General features: G+C 56.2%; 13 protein-coding genes and 1 tRNA gene. 4 read left to right on the plus strand and 10 right to left on the minus strand.

Going from position 1 to position 16,632, the window contains the following annotated elements; all coding sequences use genetic code 11:
- Positions 1-41: 41 nt before the first annotated feature.
- The 6 genes from MYY08_RS12435 to aspA all read right to left on the minus strand — a co-directional run bounded on the left by MYY08_RS12435 (position 42) and on the right by aspA (position 5,929).
- Positions 42-117 (minus strand) — tRNA-Phe (locus MYY08_RS12435).
- A gap of 109 nt (positions 118-226) precedes the next feature.
- The gene (dicD, locus tag MYY08_RS12440; RefSeq protein WP_038623821.1) at positions 227-805 is read right to left on the minus strand and encodes a division control transcriptional repressor DicD; all 579 of its coding nucleotides are present in this window, start codon (positions 803-805) and stop codon (positions 227-229) included.
- Between the two features lie 75 nt (positions 806-880).
- Positions 881-2,668 carry a protein-disulfide reductase DsbD gene (locus tag MYY08_RS12445; RefSeq protein WP_038623823.1) on the minus strand — a complete coding sequence of 596 codons (1,788 nt, stop codon included), beginning with the start codon at positions 2,666-2,668 and terminating at the stop codon, positions 881-883.
- Complete coding sequence (cutA, locus tag MYY08_RS12450; RefSeq protein ID WP_038623825.1) at positions 2,644-2,967, minus strand: divalent cation tolerance protein CutA; 324 nt, start codon at positions 2,965-2,967, stop codon at positions 2,644-2,646. Before cutA ends, MYY08_RS12445 begins: the two co-directional genes overlap by 25 nt.
- A gap of 108 nt (positions 2,968-3,075) precedes the next feature.
- Positions 3,076-4,377, minus strand: coding sequence for an anaerobic C4-dicarboxylate transporter (locus MYY08_RS12455; protein ID WP_084970679.1), 1,302 nt, complete (start codon positions 4,375-4,377; stop codon positions 3,076-3,078).
- Between the two features lie 115 nt (positions 4,378-4,492).
- On the minus strand, positions 4,493-5,929 hold the full coding sequence (gene aspA / locus MYY08_RS12460; protein ID WP_084970678.1) for an aspartate ammonia-lyase: 1,437 nt from the start codon (positions 5,927-5,929) through the stop codon (positions 4,493-4,495).
- Between the two features lie 397 nt (positions 5,930-6,326).
- On the opposite strand from aspA, the gene MYY08_RS12465 reads away from it, so the two are divergent.
- The 4 genes from MYY08_RS12465 to MYY08_RS12480 all read left to right on the plus strand — a co-directional run bounded on the left by MYY08_RS12465 (position 6,327) and on the right by MYY08_RS12480 (position 9,533).
- Positions 6,327-6,788 carry an FxsA family protein gene (locus MYY08_RS12465; protein WP_038623831.1) on the plus strand — a complete coding sequence of 154 codons (462 nt, stop codon included), beginning with the start codon at positions 6,327-6,329 and terminating at the stop codon, positions 6,786-6,788.
- 221 nt (positions 6,789-7,009) lie between these two features.
- A complete protein-coding gene (locus MYY08_RS12470; RefSeq protein ID WP_038623833.1) occupies positions 7,010-7,303 on the plus strand; it encodes a co-chaperone GroES in 294 nt (97 codons plus the stop codon).
- A gap of 44 nt (positions 7,304-7,347) precedes the next feature.
- Positions 7,348-8,994 (plus strand): chaperonin GroEL, encoded by a 1,647-nt coding sequence (groL, locus tag MYY08_RS12475; protein WP_038623835.1) that lies wholly within the window; start codon positions 7,348-7,350, stop codon positions 8,992-8,994.
- Between the two features lie 191 nt (positions 8,995-9,185).
- Positions 9,186-9,533 carry a DUF4156 domain-containing protein gene (locus tag MYY08_RS12480; protein ID WP_038623837.1) on the plus strand — a complete coding sequence of 116 codons (348 nt, stop codon included), beginning with the start codon at positions 9,186-9,188 and terminating at the stop codon, positions 9,531-9,533.
- Between the two features lie 37 nt (positions 9,534-9,570).
- On the opposite strand, the gene MYY08_RS12485 is transcribed toward MYY08_RS12480, so the two are convergent.
- From MYY08_RS12485 to MYY08_RS12500, 4 genes are all read right to left on the minus strand, one after another.
- A complete protein-coding gene (locus tag MYY08_RS12485; RefSeq protein ID WP_288014419.1) occupies positions 9,571-11,733 on the minus strand; it encodes a fimbria/pilus outer membrane usher protein in 2,163 nt (720 codons plus the stop codon).
- A 65-nt stretch (positions 11,734-11,798) separates the two neighbouring features.
- Positions 11,799-12,227: a DUF1090 domain-containing protein gene (locus MYY08_RS12490; RefSeq protein ID WP_038623839.1), complete on the minus strand. Its 429-nt coding sequence runs from the start codon at positions 12,225-12,227 to the stop codon at positions 11,799-11,801.
- A gap of 101 nt (positions 12,228-12,328) precedes the next feature.
- Positions 12,329-15,787 carry a response regulator gene (locus MYY08_RS12495; RefSeq protein WP_038623841.1) on the minus strand — a complete coding sequence of 1,153 codons (3,459 nt, stop codon included), beginning with the start codon at positions 15,785-15,787 and terminating at the stop codon, positions 12,329-12,331.
- Positions 15,784-16,410, minus strand: coding sequence for a response regulator transcription factor (locus MYY08_RS12500; protein ID WP_038623843.1), 627 nt, complete (start codon positions 16,408-16,410; stop codon positions 15,784-15,786). The genes MYY08_RS12495 and MYY08_RS12500 overlap by 4 nt, the downstream gene beginning before the upstream one ends.
- Between the last annotated feature and the right edge of the window lie 222 nt (positions 16,411-16,632).

The following is a 16,632-nucleotide window of genomic DNA, read 5'->3' on the forward strand; positions in this document are numbered from 1 at the left end:
AAAAGCAAAAACCCGCCTTTTGGGCGGGTTCTCTGAATAAGTGGTGCCCGGACTCGGAATCGAACCAAGGACACGGGGATTTTCAATCCCCTGCTCTACCGACTGAGCTATCCGGGCAACGGGGCGCATTAAACCGTAAAGGCCGCAAGGCGTCAACGGCTTTCTGTGAAAAAGTTATCAGATTGCGGCTGACCGCCTGCTTTTCGTGCAGGATGATGAAAATTTGTTATGTTAATGCGCCATTTCGACGACACAGAGCGATACGCAGCACATCTTCGGCCAGACGACGCGCGGTAGCAATGTCCTGCTTATTGCGTTTTACCAGCAGCTTGCTCAGGCATCCTTCCAGAATCAGCTCCATCTGATCGGCCACCAGCGTGGGGTTATCGGTATCCAGCAGCGTTAACAGCTCATGGGTATATTGCCAGGAGGCGCGCTTCTGCTGCTCGGCCAGCTGATGCACCGGATGATCCGGCTGCGGATAAAAACTGCAGGCGGCGATAAACAAACAGCCGGGAAAACGCCCGTTGCCTACCGACTCTTCCAGCACCTGATAGCGCGCCAGCAGTTTTTCCTCGGCGTTCATCTTATCATCCAGCAGCAGCTGGCGACGCCAGTTATCGATTTGCTGACCGTGATAGCGCAGCGCGTCGTAAAGCAGGGCGTCGCGGGTGGGCCAGAAACGTTGCAGCTGCGCATAGGGGACGGCGACCTCAGCGGCCAGCTCTTCCAGCGAGACGGTGCCCGCCAGGCCATTATGTTCCAGCACGTTAAGTGCGTGGTCGAGTACCTGTTCACGTTGCACGTGAGACTCCTCCTGTAAGCGTTCCTCTACCGGTAAGTCGGGAGTCACGTTCATTGAACCTGACTCCAGTGTCGTTTACCGCGCCAGTTTCTGCAAATGCGCGCGGAAAGCGGCGGCATCCAGATAGCCGGTCACGCGCGAGCCGGGGATCTCCTTGCCTTGCGCGTCGAAAAACAGAATGGTGGGCAGCCCCAGCACCTGTAAATGCTGCAACAGCGCGCTCTGTCGCGGGCTGTTCGCCGTGACGTCCGCCTGTAGCAGCGCGACCTGAGACAGCGCCTGCTGTACCCCGGCGTCGCTGAAGGTATATTTGCTGAACTCTTTACAGGCGACGCACCAGTCGGCATAGAGATCCAGCATGGTGATATTGCCCTGCGCCTGTTTCAGCTGCGCATCCAACTGCGCGATATCCTCGACCTGCGTGAAGTTTAGCCCGGCATGCAGAGGGCTGACGGTTTCCGCGCCGAAGGCCCACTCCTGTAAGGGGCGCGCGCCCACCAGCGCCGCCGCCAACAGCAGCACCTGCGCCACGCGCGCCCAGCCACGCTGCGAACGCAGGCTGAGGATAAACGCCCAGGCGAAAAAGCTGACCGCCAGCAGGCTCCAGAGGCGCAGCCCCCAGCTATCGCCGACGACGCGCTCCAGCAGAAACACCGGCAGCGCCAGAATCACAAAGCCGAAGCCCTCTTTAACGCTCTGCATCCACGGGCCGCTTTTTGGCAGCAGTTTATTACCGAACAGCGTCACGGCGATCAGCGGCAGTCCCATACCAAAGGCGTAGAGCCAGAGCGTGCCGGCGCCCGCCAGCAGATTGCCGCTTTGCGCGATGTAGAGCAGAATGGCGCTCAGCGGCGCGGTGGTGCAGGGCGAGCAGATCAGTCCCGCCAGCGCGCCCATCAGAAATACGCCCGGCAGCGATCCGCCCTGTTGTCGATTACTCCAGAGCGTCAGGCGCGTTTGCAGGCTGGCGGGTAATTGCAGGGTGAACAGGCCGAACATCGATAGCGCCAACAGCGCAAAGACGGCGGAAAGCGCGATCAGCACATACGGATGCTGCAACGCCGCCTGAAAGCGCAGACCTGCTGCGGCCACCACCACGCCCAGCAATGTATAGGTGAGCGCCATGCCCTGTACGTAGACCATTGAGAGCATCAACAGTCGTCCCATCGACAGCGTGCGGTTGCCGCCGAGGATAATGCCGGAAATCAGCGGGTACATGGGCAGCACGCAGGGAGTAAACGCGACGCCGATGCCGATCAGCAGCGCCCAGAGCGGCGAGAAGGGCAGCGGCGCGGCGGACGGAGACGCGGGTTTCGCCGCGATGGACGACGTCTCCGGCTCAGCGGCGGAAGGGCCCTTCGGGTCAGTCGCGGCACGCTCTGTCGCAGGGGAAGAACTCTTCGATGCAGCGGGTGCGTTTGTCGCCGCGACCGGGCTCAGCGGGATGACCCGCGTTTCCGGTGGATAGCAAAAGCCCGCCGCCGCGCAGCCCTGATAGCGCAGCGTCAGATTCGCCTGGCCGCTCGCCTGCTGGATGGTGACCGGCACCGTCAGATCCTGGGAATAGATCTCGCTTTTGCCGTAAAACTCATCCTCGTGCGGCTTGCCTGTCGGCAGCTGGAGCGGCGCGATAGTCGCCTGCTGCGCGGTCAGGCTGATTTGCTGACGATAAAGGTAATAGCCCGGCTTGACCTGCCAGCGCAGCGTCAGCTGATTGCCTTGCTGATCGAAATCGAAGGCGAACGCCTGATCGACCGGCACAAACTGCGCATGCGGGTTGGCGTCAAACAGGCCCGCCTGAGGAGAGGCGCAAAAAAGCGCACTGAACAGCAGAAAAATTATCGAAGCGATGCGCTGAGCCATGACAGGTAATCACTCTCTCCATGTTGTACCGGCAGCACCAGCAGTTCGGGCGTATCGTAAGGGTGTTCCGCTTTCAGCAGATCGATCAACGCCTGCTGGTGGGTAACGTCGCTTTTCAACAGCATTTGCACTTCACTGGCCGTTTCGCGCTGGCCCTGCCAGACATAATAAGAGGTGGCGCCGGGCAGCACGGTAACGCAGGCGGCCAGGCGCGCGCTGAGCGCCTTGTCGGCCAGCTGTTCAGCCTGTTGCTCATCGGGCGCGGTGCAAAGAACGATGACGGCGGTAGATAAAGTCATGGCCTGCTCCTTGTATTGAAAAGGGCAATCATAGCACGAGGCGGTATAGATGGATTTAACGGGTGGTAAGCAGGCGTAACCCGGCTTGAGCCGGGTTAGCCGCCTCCGTTACAGCACTAAACTGCCGAACAGGAAGCCAAACGCCACCGACAGCACAATGGCCAGCGTGCCGGGGATCAGAAAGGAGTGGTTAAACACGAATTTGCCGATGCGCGTCGAGCCGGTGTCGTCCATCTCCACCGCCGCCAGCAGGGTGGGATAGGTTGGCAGCACGAACAGCGCGGAGACCGCTGCGAACGAGGCGACGGCGGTTACCGGCGAGACGCCCAGCATCAGCGCCGCCGGCAACAGCGCCTTAGCGGTCGCCGCCTGCGAATAGAGCAGGGTGGAGGCGAAAAACAGCACCAGCGCCAGCATCCACGGATAGTGGTTCAACAGCTCGCCAGCCAGCGTCTGAATGTCGTTGATGTGCCCTTTCACAAAGGTATCGCCCAGCCAGGCGACGCCCATCACGCAGATACAGGCGCTCATCCCCGATTTAAAGGTGCTGGCGCTCAGGATCTCGCCGGTATTCACTTTGCAGGTCAGGCAGATCAGCGTGGCGATAGTCAACATAAACACCACGATCGCTTCGTTGCGCGGCAGCACCGGGTTCTGGATCAGGCCAACATTATCGCTGATCGCCGTCGCGTAGAGCATCACCGCTACAATGCCGATCAGAAACAGCAGCACCGCACGTTTCGCGCCGGGCTTTTCTTCAAACACGCTGGAGCCGCGTAGCGTCACTTCGCCTTTCGCCAGGCGCGCCTGGTAAACCGGATCATCCTTCAGCTCTTTGCCCAGAAAGTTAGTGACCAGCGCCGCGACGAAAATCGCCGCCATGGTGGACGGGATCGCTACCGCCAGCAGCGCCAGATAGCTAATGCCGCGCGGCTCCAGAATGCCAGCGAAGAAAACCACCGCGGCGGAGATGGGCGAGGCGGTGATGGCGATCTGCGACGCGACCACGGCGATGGAGAGCGGGCGCGACGGACGGACGCCTTGCTCTTTCGCCACTTCCGCAATCACCGGCAGCGTGGAAAACGCAGTATGGCCGGTGCCGGCGAAGATAGTCATGCAGTAGGTGACCAGCGGCGCAAGAAAGGTGACGTAGCGGGGATGTTTGCGCAGCAGACGCTCAGCCAGGCTGACCAGGTAATCCATGCCGCCCGCTACCTGCATCGCGGCGATGGCGGCGATGACCGCCATAATGATTTCAATCACGTCGAAAGGAATGGCGCCCGGTTTCATCTGGCACACCAGCGTCAGCACCAGCACGCCCAGTCCGCCCGCAAAGCCGATGCCGATGCCGCCCAGTCTGGCGCCCAAATAGATCGCCAGCAGGACGATAATCAGCTCTATCCCCACCATAATTTGACTCCTTAAAAGAATGCTAAAAAGCAGTTAATAATTTGTAATTCGCCATAATGAAAAAGGCACGTCGTTCGGAAGAACAGACGTGCCTTGAATGAATTAATGCTCTGGCTTAGTTTTCGCTTTCATCGGTGTAACGTTTTGCTTTGTAAACCGGGCGCATCAGGTTCGGCACGGAGAAGATATCATCCAGCTCCGCTTCGGTAAGCAGGCCGCGCTCCAGCACCACCTCCCGCACGCTCTTACCGGTCTCCGCGCAGATTTTGCCGACGATATCGCCGTTATGGTGCCCGATGTAAGGATTAAGATAGGTCACGATGCCGATAGAGTTAAAGACGTAGGCTTCGCACACCGCTTTATTGGCGGTAATGCCGTTGACGCATTTTTCCAGCAGGTTATAGCAGGCGTTGGTCAGAATCTGGATCGATTCGAACATCGCCTGGCCGATAACCGGCTCCATCACGTTCAGTTGCAGCTGGCCCGCTTCGGAAGCCATCGTGACGGTGGTGTCATTGCCGATCACTTTAAAGCAGACCTGATTGACCACTTCCGGCACCACTGGGTTGACCTTAGCGGGCATAATCGAGGAGCCTGCCTGCAGTTCCGGCAGGTTGATTTCGTTCAGACCGGCGCGCGGGCCGGAGGAGAGCAGGCGCAGGTCGTTGCAGATCTTCGACAGCTTCACCGCCAGACGCTTCAGCGCGGAGTGCACCATCACATAGGCGCCGCAGTCGGAGGTCGCTTCGATCAGATCTTCCGCTGGCGTCACCGGCAGGTTGCTGACTTCTGCCAGCTTCTGCACCGCCAGTTGCTGATAGCCGTCCGGCGTATTCAGCCGCGTGCCGATCGCCGTCGCGCCCAGGTTCACCTCCAGCAGCAGCTCGGCGGTGCGGGTAATGTTTTTAATCTCTTCGCTCAGCAGCACATTAAAGGCGTGGAACTCCTGGCCGAGCGTCATCGGCACCGCGTCCTGCAACTGGGTGCGGCCCATTTTCAGGATAGTGCCGAACTCCACCGCTTTACGCTCGAAGCCGTCGCCCAGCTGTGCGATGGCATCCAGCAGCTTCAGGATCGAGGCGTAGACCGCGATGCGGAAGCCGGTGGGATAAGCATCGTTGGTGGACTGGCATTTATTGACATGATCGTTGGGGTTCAGGTACTGATATTCCCCTTTCTGATGCCCCATCAGCTCAAGGCCGATATTGGCCAGCACTTCGTTGGTGTTCATATTCACCGAGGTGCCTGCGCCGCCCTGATAGACGTCAACCGGAAACTGATCCATGCATCGGCCGTTGTTCAGCACCTCGTCGCACGCCTGAATAATGGCGTTGGCGACGTTGCGCGGGATCGTTTGCAGCTCTTTGTTGGCTAACGCTGCCGCTTTCTTCACCATTACCATGCCGCGCACAAACTCAGGAATATCGCTGATCTTGTGGCTGCTGATACAGAAATTTTCAATCGCACGCAGAGTATGAACGCCGTAATAAGCATCCGCCGGAACTTCGCGCATGCCTAACAGGTCTTCTTCGATACGAATGTTATTTACCATGGGAACCTTCTTGTTAGAGCTACCGGTGACATCGTTACAGCTGATGTGTTTATAGTGTCGTATAAAGCCAGTGCCGAAATGTTGACTACCGTCAGTCCGGCTGCCCGATCATAGGCTGAAGCGGTGGAAATTTCTGACCAAAGATCGCAATTCGGACAGATAACGGCGCATTACTCGCTCCATGATGTGATCATAATCCCAAAAGGATCGAAAAGGGGGAAAATCCGCCGCGATGGTTGAAAAATAGCGCGCGGGCACCCATCTCTGTAACTTATCCGCGCCGCCGGGCGTTACGCGGCGTAAAACGCGCCGCGAGCCAGGACGCGTTCGGGTAGCATCCCGTACAGCATACCGCCGCTGCGCAGCAGGCGCGGCGGCCCGACTAAAGGAGAATACGGTGCGCTGGTTACCGTTATTAATACTGTTTTTACTCGCCTGGATTGAGATCACGCTGTTTATTCAGGTGGCGCACGTGCTGGGCGTGCTGTTGACGATGGTGCTGGTGATTTTCACCTCCTGCATCGGCGTGTCGCTGGTGAAAAACCAGGGCGTGAAGAACTTTATGCTGATGCAGCAGAAGCTGGCGCAGGGCGAAAGCCCGGCGGCGGAGATGATCAAAAGCGTGTCGCTGATTATCGCCGGCTTCCTGCTGCTGTTGCCGGGCTTCTTTACCGACCTGCTTGGCCTGCTGCTGCTGTTGCCGCCAGTGCAGAAGCACCTGACGCTGAAGCTGATGCCGCACCTGCGCGTCTGGCGCGGTCCCGGCGCCGGGCCAGACAGCGGCTACACCATGGAAGGCGAGTACGAGCGTAAAGAAAACGATCGTCTCGGCCATGACGACGATCGCCACGATCGTTAATCTTTTCTACCTAAGGGTGAGGGCCTGGCGCCGTCACCCTTTTTTCTTCAATCTGTTAAGCGAATCGGCGCCATCGATCCCGGACAAAAAAATTTTTTTATTTTTGCCCCTTGAAAGCGCTTGCCGCTGTCCCTATCTCTTGAGCCACGAGGCCGGAAGCCGCATAAGCCCGGCATTCATCCCAAAATGACTGATTGGACTTCTCAAAGGAGAGCTATCAAATGAAAATTCGTCCATTGCACGATCGCGTTATCGTCAAGCGTAAAGAAGTTGAATCCAAATCTGCTGGCGGCATCGTTCTGACCGGCTCCGCAGCAGGTAAATCTACGCGCGGTGAAGTGTTGGCTGTGGGCAATGGTCGCATCCTGGAAAACGGCAGCGTGAAGCCGCTGGATGTGAAAGTGGGCGACGTTGTGATTTTCAGCGAAGGTTACGGCGCTAAAACCGAGAAGATCGACAACGAAGAAGTTCTGATTATCTCTGAAAGCGACATTCTGGCAATCGTTGAAGCCTGATTACGCGAAATCCATCGAACATACGAATTTAAGGGAAATTTCAAATGGCAGCTAAAGACGTAAAATTCGGTAATGACGCTCGCGTAAAAATGCTGCGCGGCGTGAACATCCTGGCAGACGCAGTTAAAGTTACCCTGGGCCCGAAAGGTCGTAACGTGGTTCTGGATAAATCTTTCGGTGCGCCGACCATCACTAAAGATGGCGTCTCCGTTGCACGTGAAATCGAACTGGATGACAAGTTCGAAAACATGGGTGCGCAGATGGTGAAAGAAGTGGCCTCTAAAGCGAACGACGCAGCAGGCGACGGCACCACCACCGCGACCGTACTGGCGCAGTCTATCGTCAACGAAGGCCTGAAAGCCGTTGCCGCCGGTATGAACCCGATGGATCTGAAACGCGGTATCGATAAAGCAGTGATCGCCGCCGTTGAAGAGCTGAAAAACCTGTCCGTACCGTGCTCTGACTCTAAAGCTATCGCTCAGGTCGGCACCATCTCCGCGAACTCCGACGAATCTGTTGGCACCCTGATCGCTCAGGCGATGGAGAAAGTGGGCAAAGAAGGCGTTATCACCGTTGAAGAAGGCACTGGCCTGCAGGACGAACTGGACGTAGTTGAAGGTATGCAGTTCGACCGCGGCTACCTCTCCCCTTACTTCATCAACAAGCCGGAAACCGGCGCAGTAGAGCTGGACAGCCCGTTCATCCTGCTGGTTGATAAAAAAGTCTCCAACATCCGCGAGCTGCTGCCGGTTCTGGAAGCCGTCGCGAAAGCGAGCAAGCCGCTGCTGATCGTCGCTGAAGACGTGGAAGGCGAAGCGCTGGCGACCCTGGTGGTCAACACCATGCGCGGCATCGTGAAAGTGGCTGCGGTGAAAGCGCCGGGCTTCGGCGACCGTCGTAAAGCCATGCTGCAGGATATCGCTATCCTGACCGGCGGTACCGTGATCTCTGAAGAGATCGGTATGGAACTGGAAAAAGCCACCCTGGAAGATCTGGGTCAGGCAAAACGCGTTGTCATCAACAAAGACACCACCACCATCATCGATGGCGTGGGCGAAGAAAACGCTATCCAGGGCCGCGTTGCTCAGATCCGTCAGCAGATCGAAGAAGCGACTTCCGACTACGACAAAGAAAAACTGCAGGAGCGCGTGGCTAAACTGGCAGGCGGCGTAGCCGTTCTGAAAGTGGGCGCGGCGACTGAAGTTGAAATGAAAGAGAAAAAAGCGCGCGTTGAAGACGCCCTGCACGCAACCCGTGCTGCGGTGGAAGAAGGCGTGGTTGCCGGCGGCGGCGTGGCGCTGGTGCGCGTAGCGGCGAAAATCGCCGAGCTGAAAGGCCAGAACGAAGATCAGAACGTCGGTATTAAAGTTGCGCTGCGCGCAATGGAAGCGCCGCTGCGTCAGATCGTGGCTAACGCCGGTGAAGAGCCGTCCGTTGTCGCTAACATGGTGAAAGCGGGCGACGGTAACTATGGTTACAACGCGGCGACCGAAGAGTACGGCAACATGATCGACTTCGGTATCCTGGACCCGACCAAAGTGACCCGTTCTGCTCTGCAGTACGCTGCGTCCGTTGCCGGCCTGATGATCACCACCGAATGTATGGTGACCGACCTGCCGAAAGACGACAAAGGCGACTTAGGCGCTGCTGGTGGTATGGGCGGCATGGGCGGTATGGGCGGCATGATGTAATCGCCCCCTGACCTGCTAAGTCTGAAAACCCCTCGTCAGAAATGGCGGGGGGTTTTTCTTTTGGCGCTGAAAAAGGTATAAGTAAACGCGCAGGTATAAACTGAACGTTTTGTGGCAAGGGATGTTTAAGAAAACGCAGCCTTTTCTGATACGCTTCTGCCGGATACTGACGATAATAAATGAGGAATAATATGCGGATTAATGTCTTGCTGGGGCTTTCTGCGGCAGCGCTGCTGCTGGCGGGGTGTAGCACCTCTAAAGATCTGAGTGCGGCCGGGCAGCGCGTCACCTTTACCGATCAGCAACCGGCTCAGACGTGTCAGTTACTGGGCGAGATCACCGGCAGCCAAAGCAACTGGCTGAGCGGCGCCGGCGGCGAAAACAGCTCCCTGCGCGGCGCGGCCAACGATCTGCGCAACCGTGCGGCAGAAATGGGCGGCAACGTGATTTACGGCGCCACCAGCCCGACGCAGAATATCTGGTCAAGCTTCGCGCCGCTCGACAGCAAGATGACCGGCCAGGTTTATAAGTGCCCCTGACGCGCAGCGCCCGGAATAGGTCCAATAATCGACGACGTTATTCCGGTGCCTTTTCCTCTGTATCCGCTTTTTCCGTCGCCTGGCTTTTCTCCGCAGGCAAGAATATCGCTTTCACAATGGCGCCTTTCGTGGGCACGACGCCGCGTTCCGTTATTGGCAGCGTCAAACCTTCCGGCAGATTGCCGCTATCCAACGTCAGACGGTTAACGCGCCAGGGAACCAGATAACCCACCAGCGCTTCGCCCTTCGCGTTGGTGGTCACGCCAAACTGTTGATAATTGCCGATACCGGGCGAATCGGGCACCACGATCAATGCCATGGTATCGCTCATCTCCTGTCCGAGCGTAATGCCGTTGCTGTGTACCAGCACCGCGCCGTGAACGTCAATACGCCGTTCGCGTGAACCGCCTTCCCGATAAACGCTGACGGTACTCTCGCCAGCGTTATAGTGATAGCCAAGTGAGGCATTATATTGCTCGTCGGCATGGGGATTGTGCGTCGTTGACAGATCGTAACTCAGGCTGTAATCCGATAACGCGAAGCCGCTCAGGCCGATCTCCTGGCTGGGCGGAGAATGGCTGGCAAGATTATGGCTATAGTCCAGACTGGGCGAGCCGAAGCCGGGTATGCTCGGCAGCGCCAGGCTGAGCGTGAGGCCCAGCGTGGTTTCGCTGCGGCTGTCCGGTTGGCGCGAGCGTCCCAGCCACAGGCTGATATCCCAATCTCCGACGTTGGCCTGATAGCTCAGTGACATATCGCGGCGGTGCCCGGACAGGCGTCGCCAGGTTTGCTGCGTGTACTGCAGGCTCAGGCTTTTATCTTCGGCAATATAGTGGTTAAGCCAGTACTGCTGGGTCAGAAGACGGTTTTTGCTGTCATCAAACAGCCAGTCATCGTTGCTGGAAGGTTGGGTGATTTTCTCCTCCAGTGAGCGATAATGTTGGCCCTGAGGATAATAGCGTAACAGGGCGCTAAAGTGAGTTCCGCTGCTGAAAAAGGTTCGGGTGTAACGCAGTCGCCAGACGCTTCCCCGATAATTCTCCGCGTAAGAGGTATAGCGCGCCCAGGTCGCATCGGTGGAAAACGATCCCAGCTCATGAAAGTTTAAGCCTGCGCCAGCTATATAGCTGACATAGCGATCGGCGTACTGCATTCCGCTGTAAAGCGTCAGGGTAGAGGAGACGCCCTGCGCCAGGCTGGCCTGTAAAAAAGCGGGCTTATCCGTATCGCCGTTGTACTGGGGACGATAGCGTCCGGCGACCAGCTCATAGCTGTAATTGTCTTTATGCACCAGTGCGGGCATGGCCGACCAGGGGAGATAGCGGCTTGATTCGCTTCCGTCGCTCTCTTTTACCGTTAACTGTAGGGTGCCGTTGTTGTCCGGCGGATAAAAGTCCCGGATAACGAAGGGGCCAGGCGGCACGTGGAGTCGATATACCGTCATACCGTTCTGACTGATGGTGACTTCCGCATGGCTTCTGGCATAGCCGTTGATCCAGGGCGAGAAAGGTCGCCAGCTATCGGGGAACATCGACTCGTCCGTTACCAGCGTGATGCCGCGGAACGGAAGGGCGTCGAATAAGGTATCCGTTGTATCGCTGTCGCCTGCCAGAAACTGCGATCGCCAGCTATTGATGCTGCGATAGAGGCTGGCTTTACGGCTGTAAACGCCATGTTTGCCTTCCACGTCGCGCCAGAAGGTATTCTGATAGCGCAGGCGCCATGGGCCGTAGTTAATGCCGTTATCCAGTTCGAGGTTAAAGCTATCGCCGGTATCCGCATAGGGGCTATCGCTTTGGTTGTTGGCATAGCTGGCGCGATAGTTGGTAAAAAATGCATTGATGCCTTCATCCCAGCGGCTGGTACTGACGCCGCTTTGTCGTGGATTGATGAGGGCTTTCGGGATAAGAAGGGTCAGGAGCGCCGCAGAGGGTTGATACCAGGATTGGATATGCAACAGTTCGAAGCTGGCCCTGGAAAGGCAGCCATGCGCGGTCCAACCGTTTACAGGCAGTGCCTTTAATTTGACGCCCCATTCTTCCAGCAAATCCTGTTGCAGACAGGGCCAGTCATTATCTGTTTCCAGAGATATCTGCCCTTTATAGTTGTTATTGACTATCACCCAGAGCGGTTGAGCAGCGCTGGCGGAATAGCAGCAAGCAAAGCTTAAGAGTAAAAAGTTCAGTAACCAAAATTTCATCAGGGACAGAAAACGAAGCCATAAAAAACGGAAGCGTTTCGCTTCCGTTTGTTGCAAAGAAAAAGTTATTTTTGCAGCGCAGCCAGGTCAGCGCGCGCCTGGTTCAGCTTCTGCTGAATTTCCTGTAAATCAGCCTTTTTCTCGCTCAGCTTACGCTGATATTTTGCGATTTTGTCTTTTTTACCACGCGCCTGGGCTTCACGCAGGTCAGCCTGAACCTCACGGATATCACTCTGTTTTTCAGCCAGTTTTTTCTCCAGCTTGGTGACTTCTTTTTGTGCTTTGGCCAATACGGTCGCGTCGGTGCAGTGTGCTTTAACTTCTGCCAGCGCATGCTTCAGACTGTTGACCTTCGCCGTGTTGCCGTAATGCTGAGCGATGCTGATTTCTTTTTCCAGTGCGGCACGTTTGGTGGCGCAATCTTCGACTCGCGCATGAGCCATGTTGATCATGCCAGTCATTAATACGGCGGCGAGAACTGTTAACTTTTTCATGGTAACTCCTTGTATAGAAAAATTTTTTAATGCTTGCGGACTTATCCGTAAGTGGCGTCAGGTTAAAGGTCTGGTCCGTTCATAGCAATACGCAGGCTTCCTCACCCTGTTGTAGGATGGGACGACAGGTCTGTAGTCCCGGCGTAAACCAACGCGAGATGGCGGGAAAGCTGCGTCAGCTGTTGAGTAAACTGTTGCAGCTGCCCGGCATCGGGATGCTTTTCCAGCCGCTGACAGGCATCGATCAATTCATCCGCGCCCAGCAGAAGCAGGCCGCCGCGTAACTTATGCAGGACATCTGATAAATCGCGCCCGGTTTGCTGACCCTCGCGGATATCAGCCAGCGCTTCGTCAAACATCTCCAGCTGCAGCTCAAGAAAATAGCGTCGTTTCTGCGACGTATTGAGGCCCGGCGGGAATTTCCATGCTGGTCGACACGCTGCGTCGCTGTTCGGCGGCAGGGCGCTAAGTAATTTTTCCAGCGTTTGCAGGGGCATCGGCTTAAACAAACAGTCGTTCATGCCGGCATTTAAGCAAGCTTCGCGTACCGACTGTTGCTTATTGGCCGTCGCTCCCCAAATAATAAGTTCTGGATAGTCACGTCGGATGGCGCGGGCCAGCGTAAAGCCATCCATTCCCGGCATGTTGCAGTCGGTAATGACCACATCCGGCTGCTGTACGGCCAGCAGAGAGAGCGCCTGTTGACCGTTCGCCGCCCCGATCGCCTCATGACCCAGATAGTGCAGCTGCTGGATCAACACATGGCGGCTGGCGCCGTGATCGTCCACCACCAGAATGCGTCGCGCGGCGGCGGGCGACGCCTGCGGCGCAGGCGACATGGTCGGCATCGGCTGAGGCGACATGCGCGGCAGACGCAGGCGAACCGTCACCTCGGTGCCCATGCCCGGCTGGCTGTCCAGCGTCAGCTCGCCAGCCATCATGATGATCAGCGTGCGACAGATATAAAGACCAAGGCCGCTGCCCTGCTGGATGTGCGAATGCTCTCCCTGCTCGAAGGGCTTAAACAGCCGCGCCTGCGTCTCGGTATCAATGCCCGGTCCGCTGTCCTGAACAATCAGCAGGAGATTTAGCGCGGACGCTTCCTCTTTCTCCAGCAGCGCCTGAAAAACCACACGGCCCTGCGTAGTGAATTTGACCGCATTGCCAAGAATATTGATCAGGATTTGCTTAAACCGCACCGGATCGACCAGCACATCGCCATTGATGTCGGCGTCGATTTCACAGGAAAAACACAGCGATTTTTGCCGCGCCAGACCATCCATCATCGTCACGATCGATTCCAGCAGCGGACGGATCGACGCGCGTTCAGGCCGTAATACCAGCCTTTCCGTCTCGATGCGCGCCACATCGATAATGTCGCCGACCAGCATCAACAAGGATTCGGCTGTGTCATAGGCGATATGTAATGAGTCACGATCGCTGGCGTTAAGCTGTTTACGCCGCAGCAGTAGTTCAAGGATGCCGATAATCGCGCTGAGCGGCGTACGCAGTTCATGGCTGATCGACGCGAGAAACGTGGTTTTTACCCGGCTGGCTTTCTCTGCGGAATGCTTGGCCTGCCGCAGCTGCTTTAAAATTTGCTGATGTTCTCGCATATCCTGCCAGCCGCCGACGTAGCCATAGCCCAGCGCATTGTTTTGCAGCAGGGTTTGCCAGAGGGTTACGCCTTCTTTCAGGGCGCCTTCCTCATACAGCCCGCCGCGCGCCATTAATGCCTGCACCGCGTCGCCACGATGCGCGTTAATATCGATATCCAGCGCCTCGGCAAAGGCGCTGTTCGCGCAGGTAAGAAGGCCGTTGAGATCGGTCATAAACAGCGGGACGGGAATCGCATCCAACAGGTGCTGCTGAATGGGCAGGCGCCGCTGTCGGTAACGCCACAGCAGCACCATCAGCAGCACAAGCAGCGCGCCAGCAGCAGCAATCGCAGACCAGAAAACGGTTTGGTTAGGCGTTGTTTTAAGCGCCTCCTGGCTGCCGGCAGGCAGATTGGTGTTGCTGTGCCATTTTCGCACCGTTAGCTGCAAATCTTCCGGGGCGATATTCAGCAGGGCTTTATCAAGAATCGTGGCCAGCGGATAGTTACTGGCGGAAACCGCCAGCGTAAAACGCGCTGGATCGCTCTCCAGACTTTTAATAATGCGCAATTTGTCAGCATATAAACGCGAGACGTAAAAATTCGCGTTGATCAACGGCAGGATCATGACGTCTGCCTTGCCTTTTGCGACCGCCTCCAGCCCTTCCGGCAACGTATCGGCATAGAGGAGACGCATTTTTTGCAGACTGGGCTCGGCGCTGAAATCGACGTTGTCGCCCTTTAACATCATCACCCGCTGCGTGGCGGGCAGCGAAAGAGAAGGATGGCGTTCCACCATAACCCATGAGTTGAACAGCCAGCTGCGGGTGGTTAACAGATTAGCCTGGCTGGCGCTATCCAGATTCAGGCTGGCCACTATATCGCTGTGGCCGTTCTTAACGGCGGCGACCATCTCCTCAATATTGTCATACGGCTGAATAACAAACCTGAGGCCGGTGCGCAGACCGATCGCCTTTAAAATATCCGCCGTAACGCCATGCAAATTTTTTTTACTGTCATAAATGCTCAGCGGCGCGCTGTCGCGCAGCACGGAAACGCGGATTTCGGGATTATCTTCAATCCATTTCTGCTCAAGCGAGGTGAAGTAAAGATGGCGATCGTGCAGTATCGGCATAAAGCCGCCGTTCCAGCGGCGTATAATATCCTCATTGATATTCGCCGGGATTGCCGCCAGCACCTGATTAATAATCGCAATAAGCTGCTCATTATCAGGACGGGCGGCGAAGGAAAAACCCATCGATTCGTTATGACGCAGCCGCCGGATATTTAAATCGCTCAGGTTAGATTCATTAATTAAATATTGCGTGGCTGTTGCGTCGCCAATAAAAATATCAATTTGGTGAAAGGCGAGCGCCTCCAGCGCATGACGCGCGGAAATAAAGGGTATCAACTGCGTCTGCGGCCAGCGGCGCATAATCGCCTGCGACCCGCTGTAAGCCGGGTCGATCGCCAGGCGCACCGCCTCCTGAGGAACTGGATGGGCGTTAAAGTTCACCACTTCGGCAGGCGTATTCATGGTGTAGGGCTTGCTTAACAGGAAACCGGCATGGTGCGCTTCGTCGCCAGCCCAGGCGATAAGATCGGCTTCGCCGCTTTCTACCGCCTGAAAAGCCGCTTCCCGATCGGCATACTGCTGGATTTCCAGCGTAATATTTAAATTGGCCGCCAGCAGGCCAAGATAATCAGCGGTTATGCCTGTGTAATCGTGACGCCCGGCGTTCATAAAGTAGGGCGGCACGTTCGGCGTCCAGGTTGCGATAGTCAGGTGATGATGTTTACGTAACCAGCGCCATTGCGTGCTGCTTAAGGTCAGATCCGATAATATCGCCTGGCTGTGCGCCAGCAGCTGTAGCGCATGAACCGGCTTTTCCATCGCTGGCGCGCCGGTTGCGGTAAAGACCATTAACCACAGCAGGAGGGCAATACGTAAAAATGGCGTCATGATGGGATGTTTTTAAATTGGTTGAGGAGATCCGTCAATGAATCGGCGCCGCTCTTTTCCAGCAGCCGCGCTTTATAAGTGCTGATGGTTTTATTACTGAGTTGCAGCAGCTCGCCAATTTCTTTATTCGATTTCCCTTCCGCCAGATAACGCAGCACGGTAATTTCCCGATCGGACATCCGCGCTAACAGCTGGGTGCTGTCAATTTCCGTCGTCGAGTGGGCGTTTTCGTCAATAAAGCTGCCGCCGGGGAAGCAGTTGTAGCCATCCAGTAATAGCCGCACCACCGCGCTGATGGCGGTTAACAAATGCTGCTTGCTAAGAAAACCGTCTGCGCCAGCTTTGCGGCTGCGCGAAGCGTAAATTTCCGCTGGCAGCCCGGACAGGATTAATACCCGGATGGTGGGACAGTAATGTTTGATGCGCGCCAGCAAATCAAGGCCATCCAGTTTTAATAAGGCAATATCAAGAATAATTAAGTCCGGCTGATGTTCACGAATAAGCGACATGACTTTTCCGCCATCGGTGGTCGTGGTTACGCTAAGATCGTCCTCCGCTTCCAGCGAGGATTTAAGCGCGAAACAAATAGCAGGATGGTCGTCAACAATAAGAATAGCGGGCATAAACATCCATTATTATTACACCGGGTCGAATGCGAGTTATTTTAATGGCAATGGTAACGTGATTTTCAACAAGATGGGCGGCTAAAAAGATTAAATTTTCTTTTCTGTATAGTTATGAATTTTCCGTTACCTTGTTAATTATCCTCTGGGAAAATAGTGCTCACGCAATAACAACGCATCAAATTAACTATATTTTCCGTCGATGAATGGGCGATGCGTAAT

Origin of the sequence: Mixta sp. (assembly GCF_024610815.1) — a bacterium.
In the GTDB taxonomy this organism is placed as follows: domain Bacteria; phylum Pseudomonadota; class Gammaproteobacteria; order Enterobacterales; family Enterobacteriaceae; genus Mixta; species Mixta calida.

Coding starts and splice junctions, on each gene's coding strand:
- MYY08_RS12445 (WP_038623823.1), bottom strand. CDS start 2,668: ATGGCTCAGCGCATCGCTTCGATAATTTTTCTGCTGTTCAGTGCGCTT.
- cutA (WP_038623825.1), bottom strand. CDS start 2,967: ATGACTTTATCTACCGCCGTCATCGTTCTTTGCACCGCGCCCGATGAG.
- MYY08_RS12455 (WP_084970679.1), bottom strand. CDS start 4,377: ATGGTGGGGATAGAGCTGATTATCGTCCTGCTGGCGATCTATTTGGGC.
- aspA (WP_084970678.1), bottom strand. CDS start 5,929: ATGGTAAATAACATTCGTATCGAAGAAGACCTGTTAGGCATGCGCGAA.
- MYY08_RS12470 (WP_038623833.1), top strand. CDS start 7,010: ATGAAAATTCGTCCATTGCACGATCGCGTTATCGTCAAGCGTAAAGAA.
- groL (WP_038623835.1), top strand. CDS start 7,348: ATGGCAGCTAAAGACGTAAAATTCGGTAATGACGCTCGCGTAAAAATG.
- MYY08_RS12480 (WP_038623837.1), top strand. CDS start 9,186: ATGCGGATTAATGTCTTGCTGGGGCTTTCTGCGGCAGCGCTGCTGCTG.
- MYY08_RS12485 (WP_288014419.1), bottom strand. CDS start 11,733: ATGAAATTTTGGTTACTGAACTTTTTACTCTTAAGCTTTGCTTGCTGC.
- MYY08_RS12490 (WP_038623839.1), bottom strand. CDS start 12,227: ATGAAAAAGTTAACAGTTCTCGCCGCCGTATTAATGACTGGCATGATC.
- MYY08_RS12495 (WP_038623841.1), bottom strand. CDS start 15,787: ATGACGCCATTTTTACGTATTGCCCTCCTGCTGTGGTTAATGGTCTTT.
- MYY08_RS12500 (WP_038623843.1), bottom strand. CDS start 16,410: ATGCCCGCTATTCTTATTGTTGACGACCATCCTGCTATTTGTTTCGCG.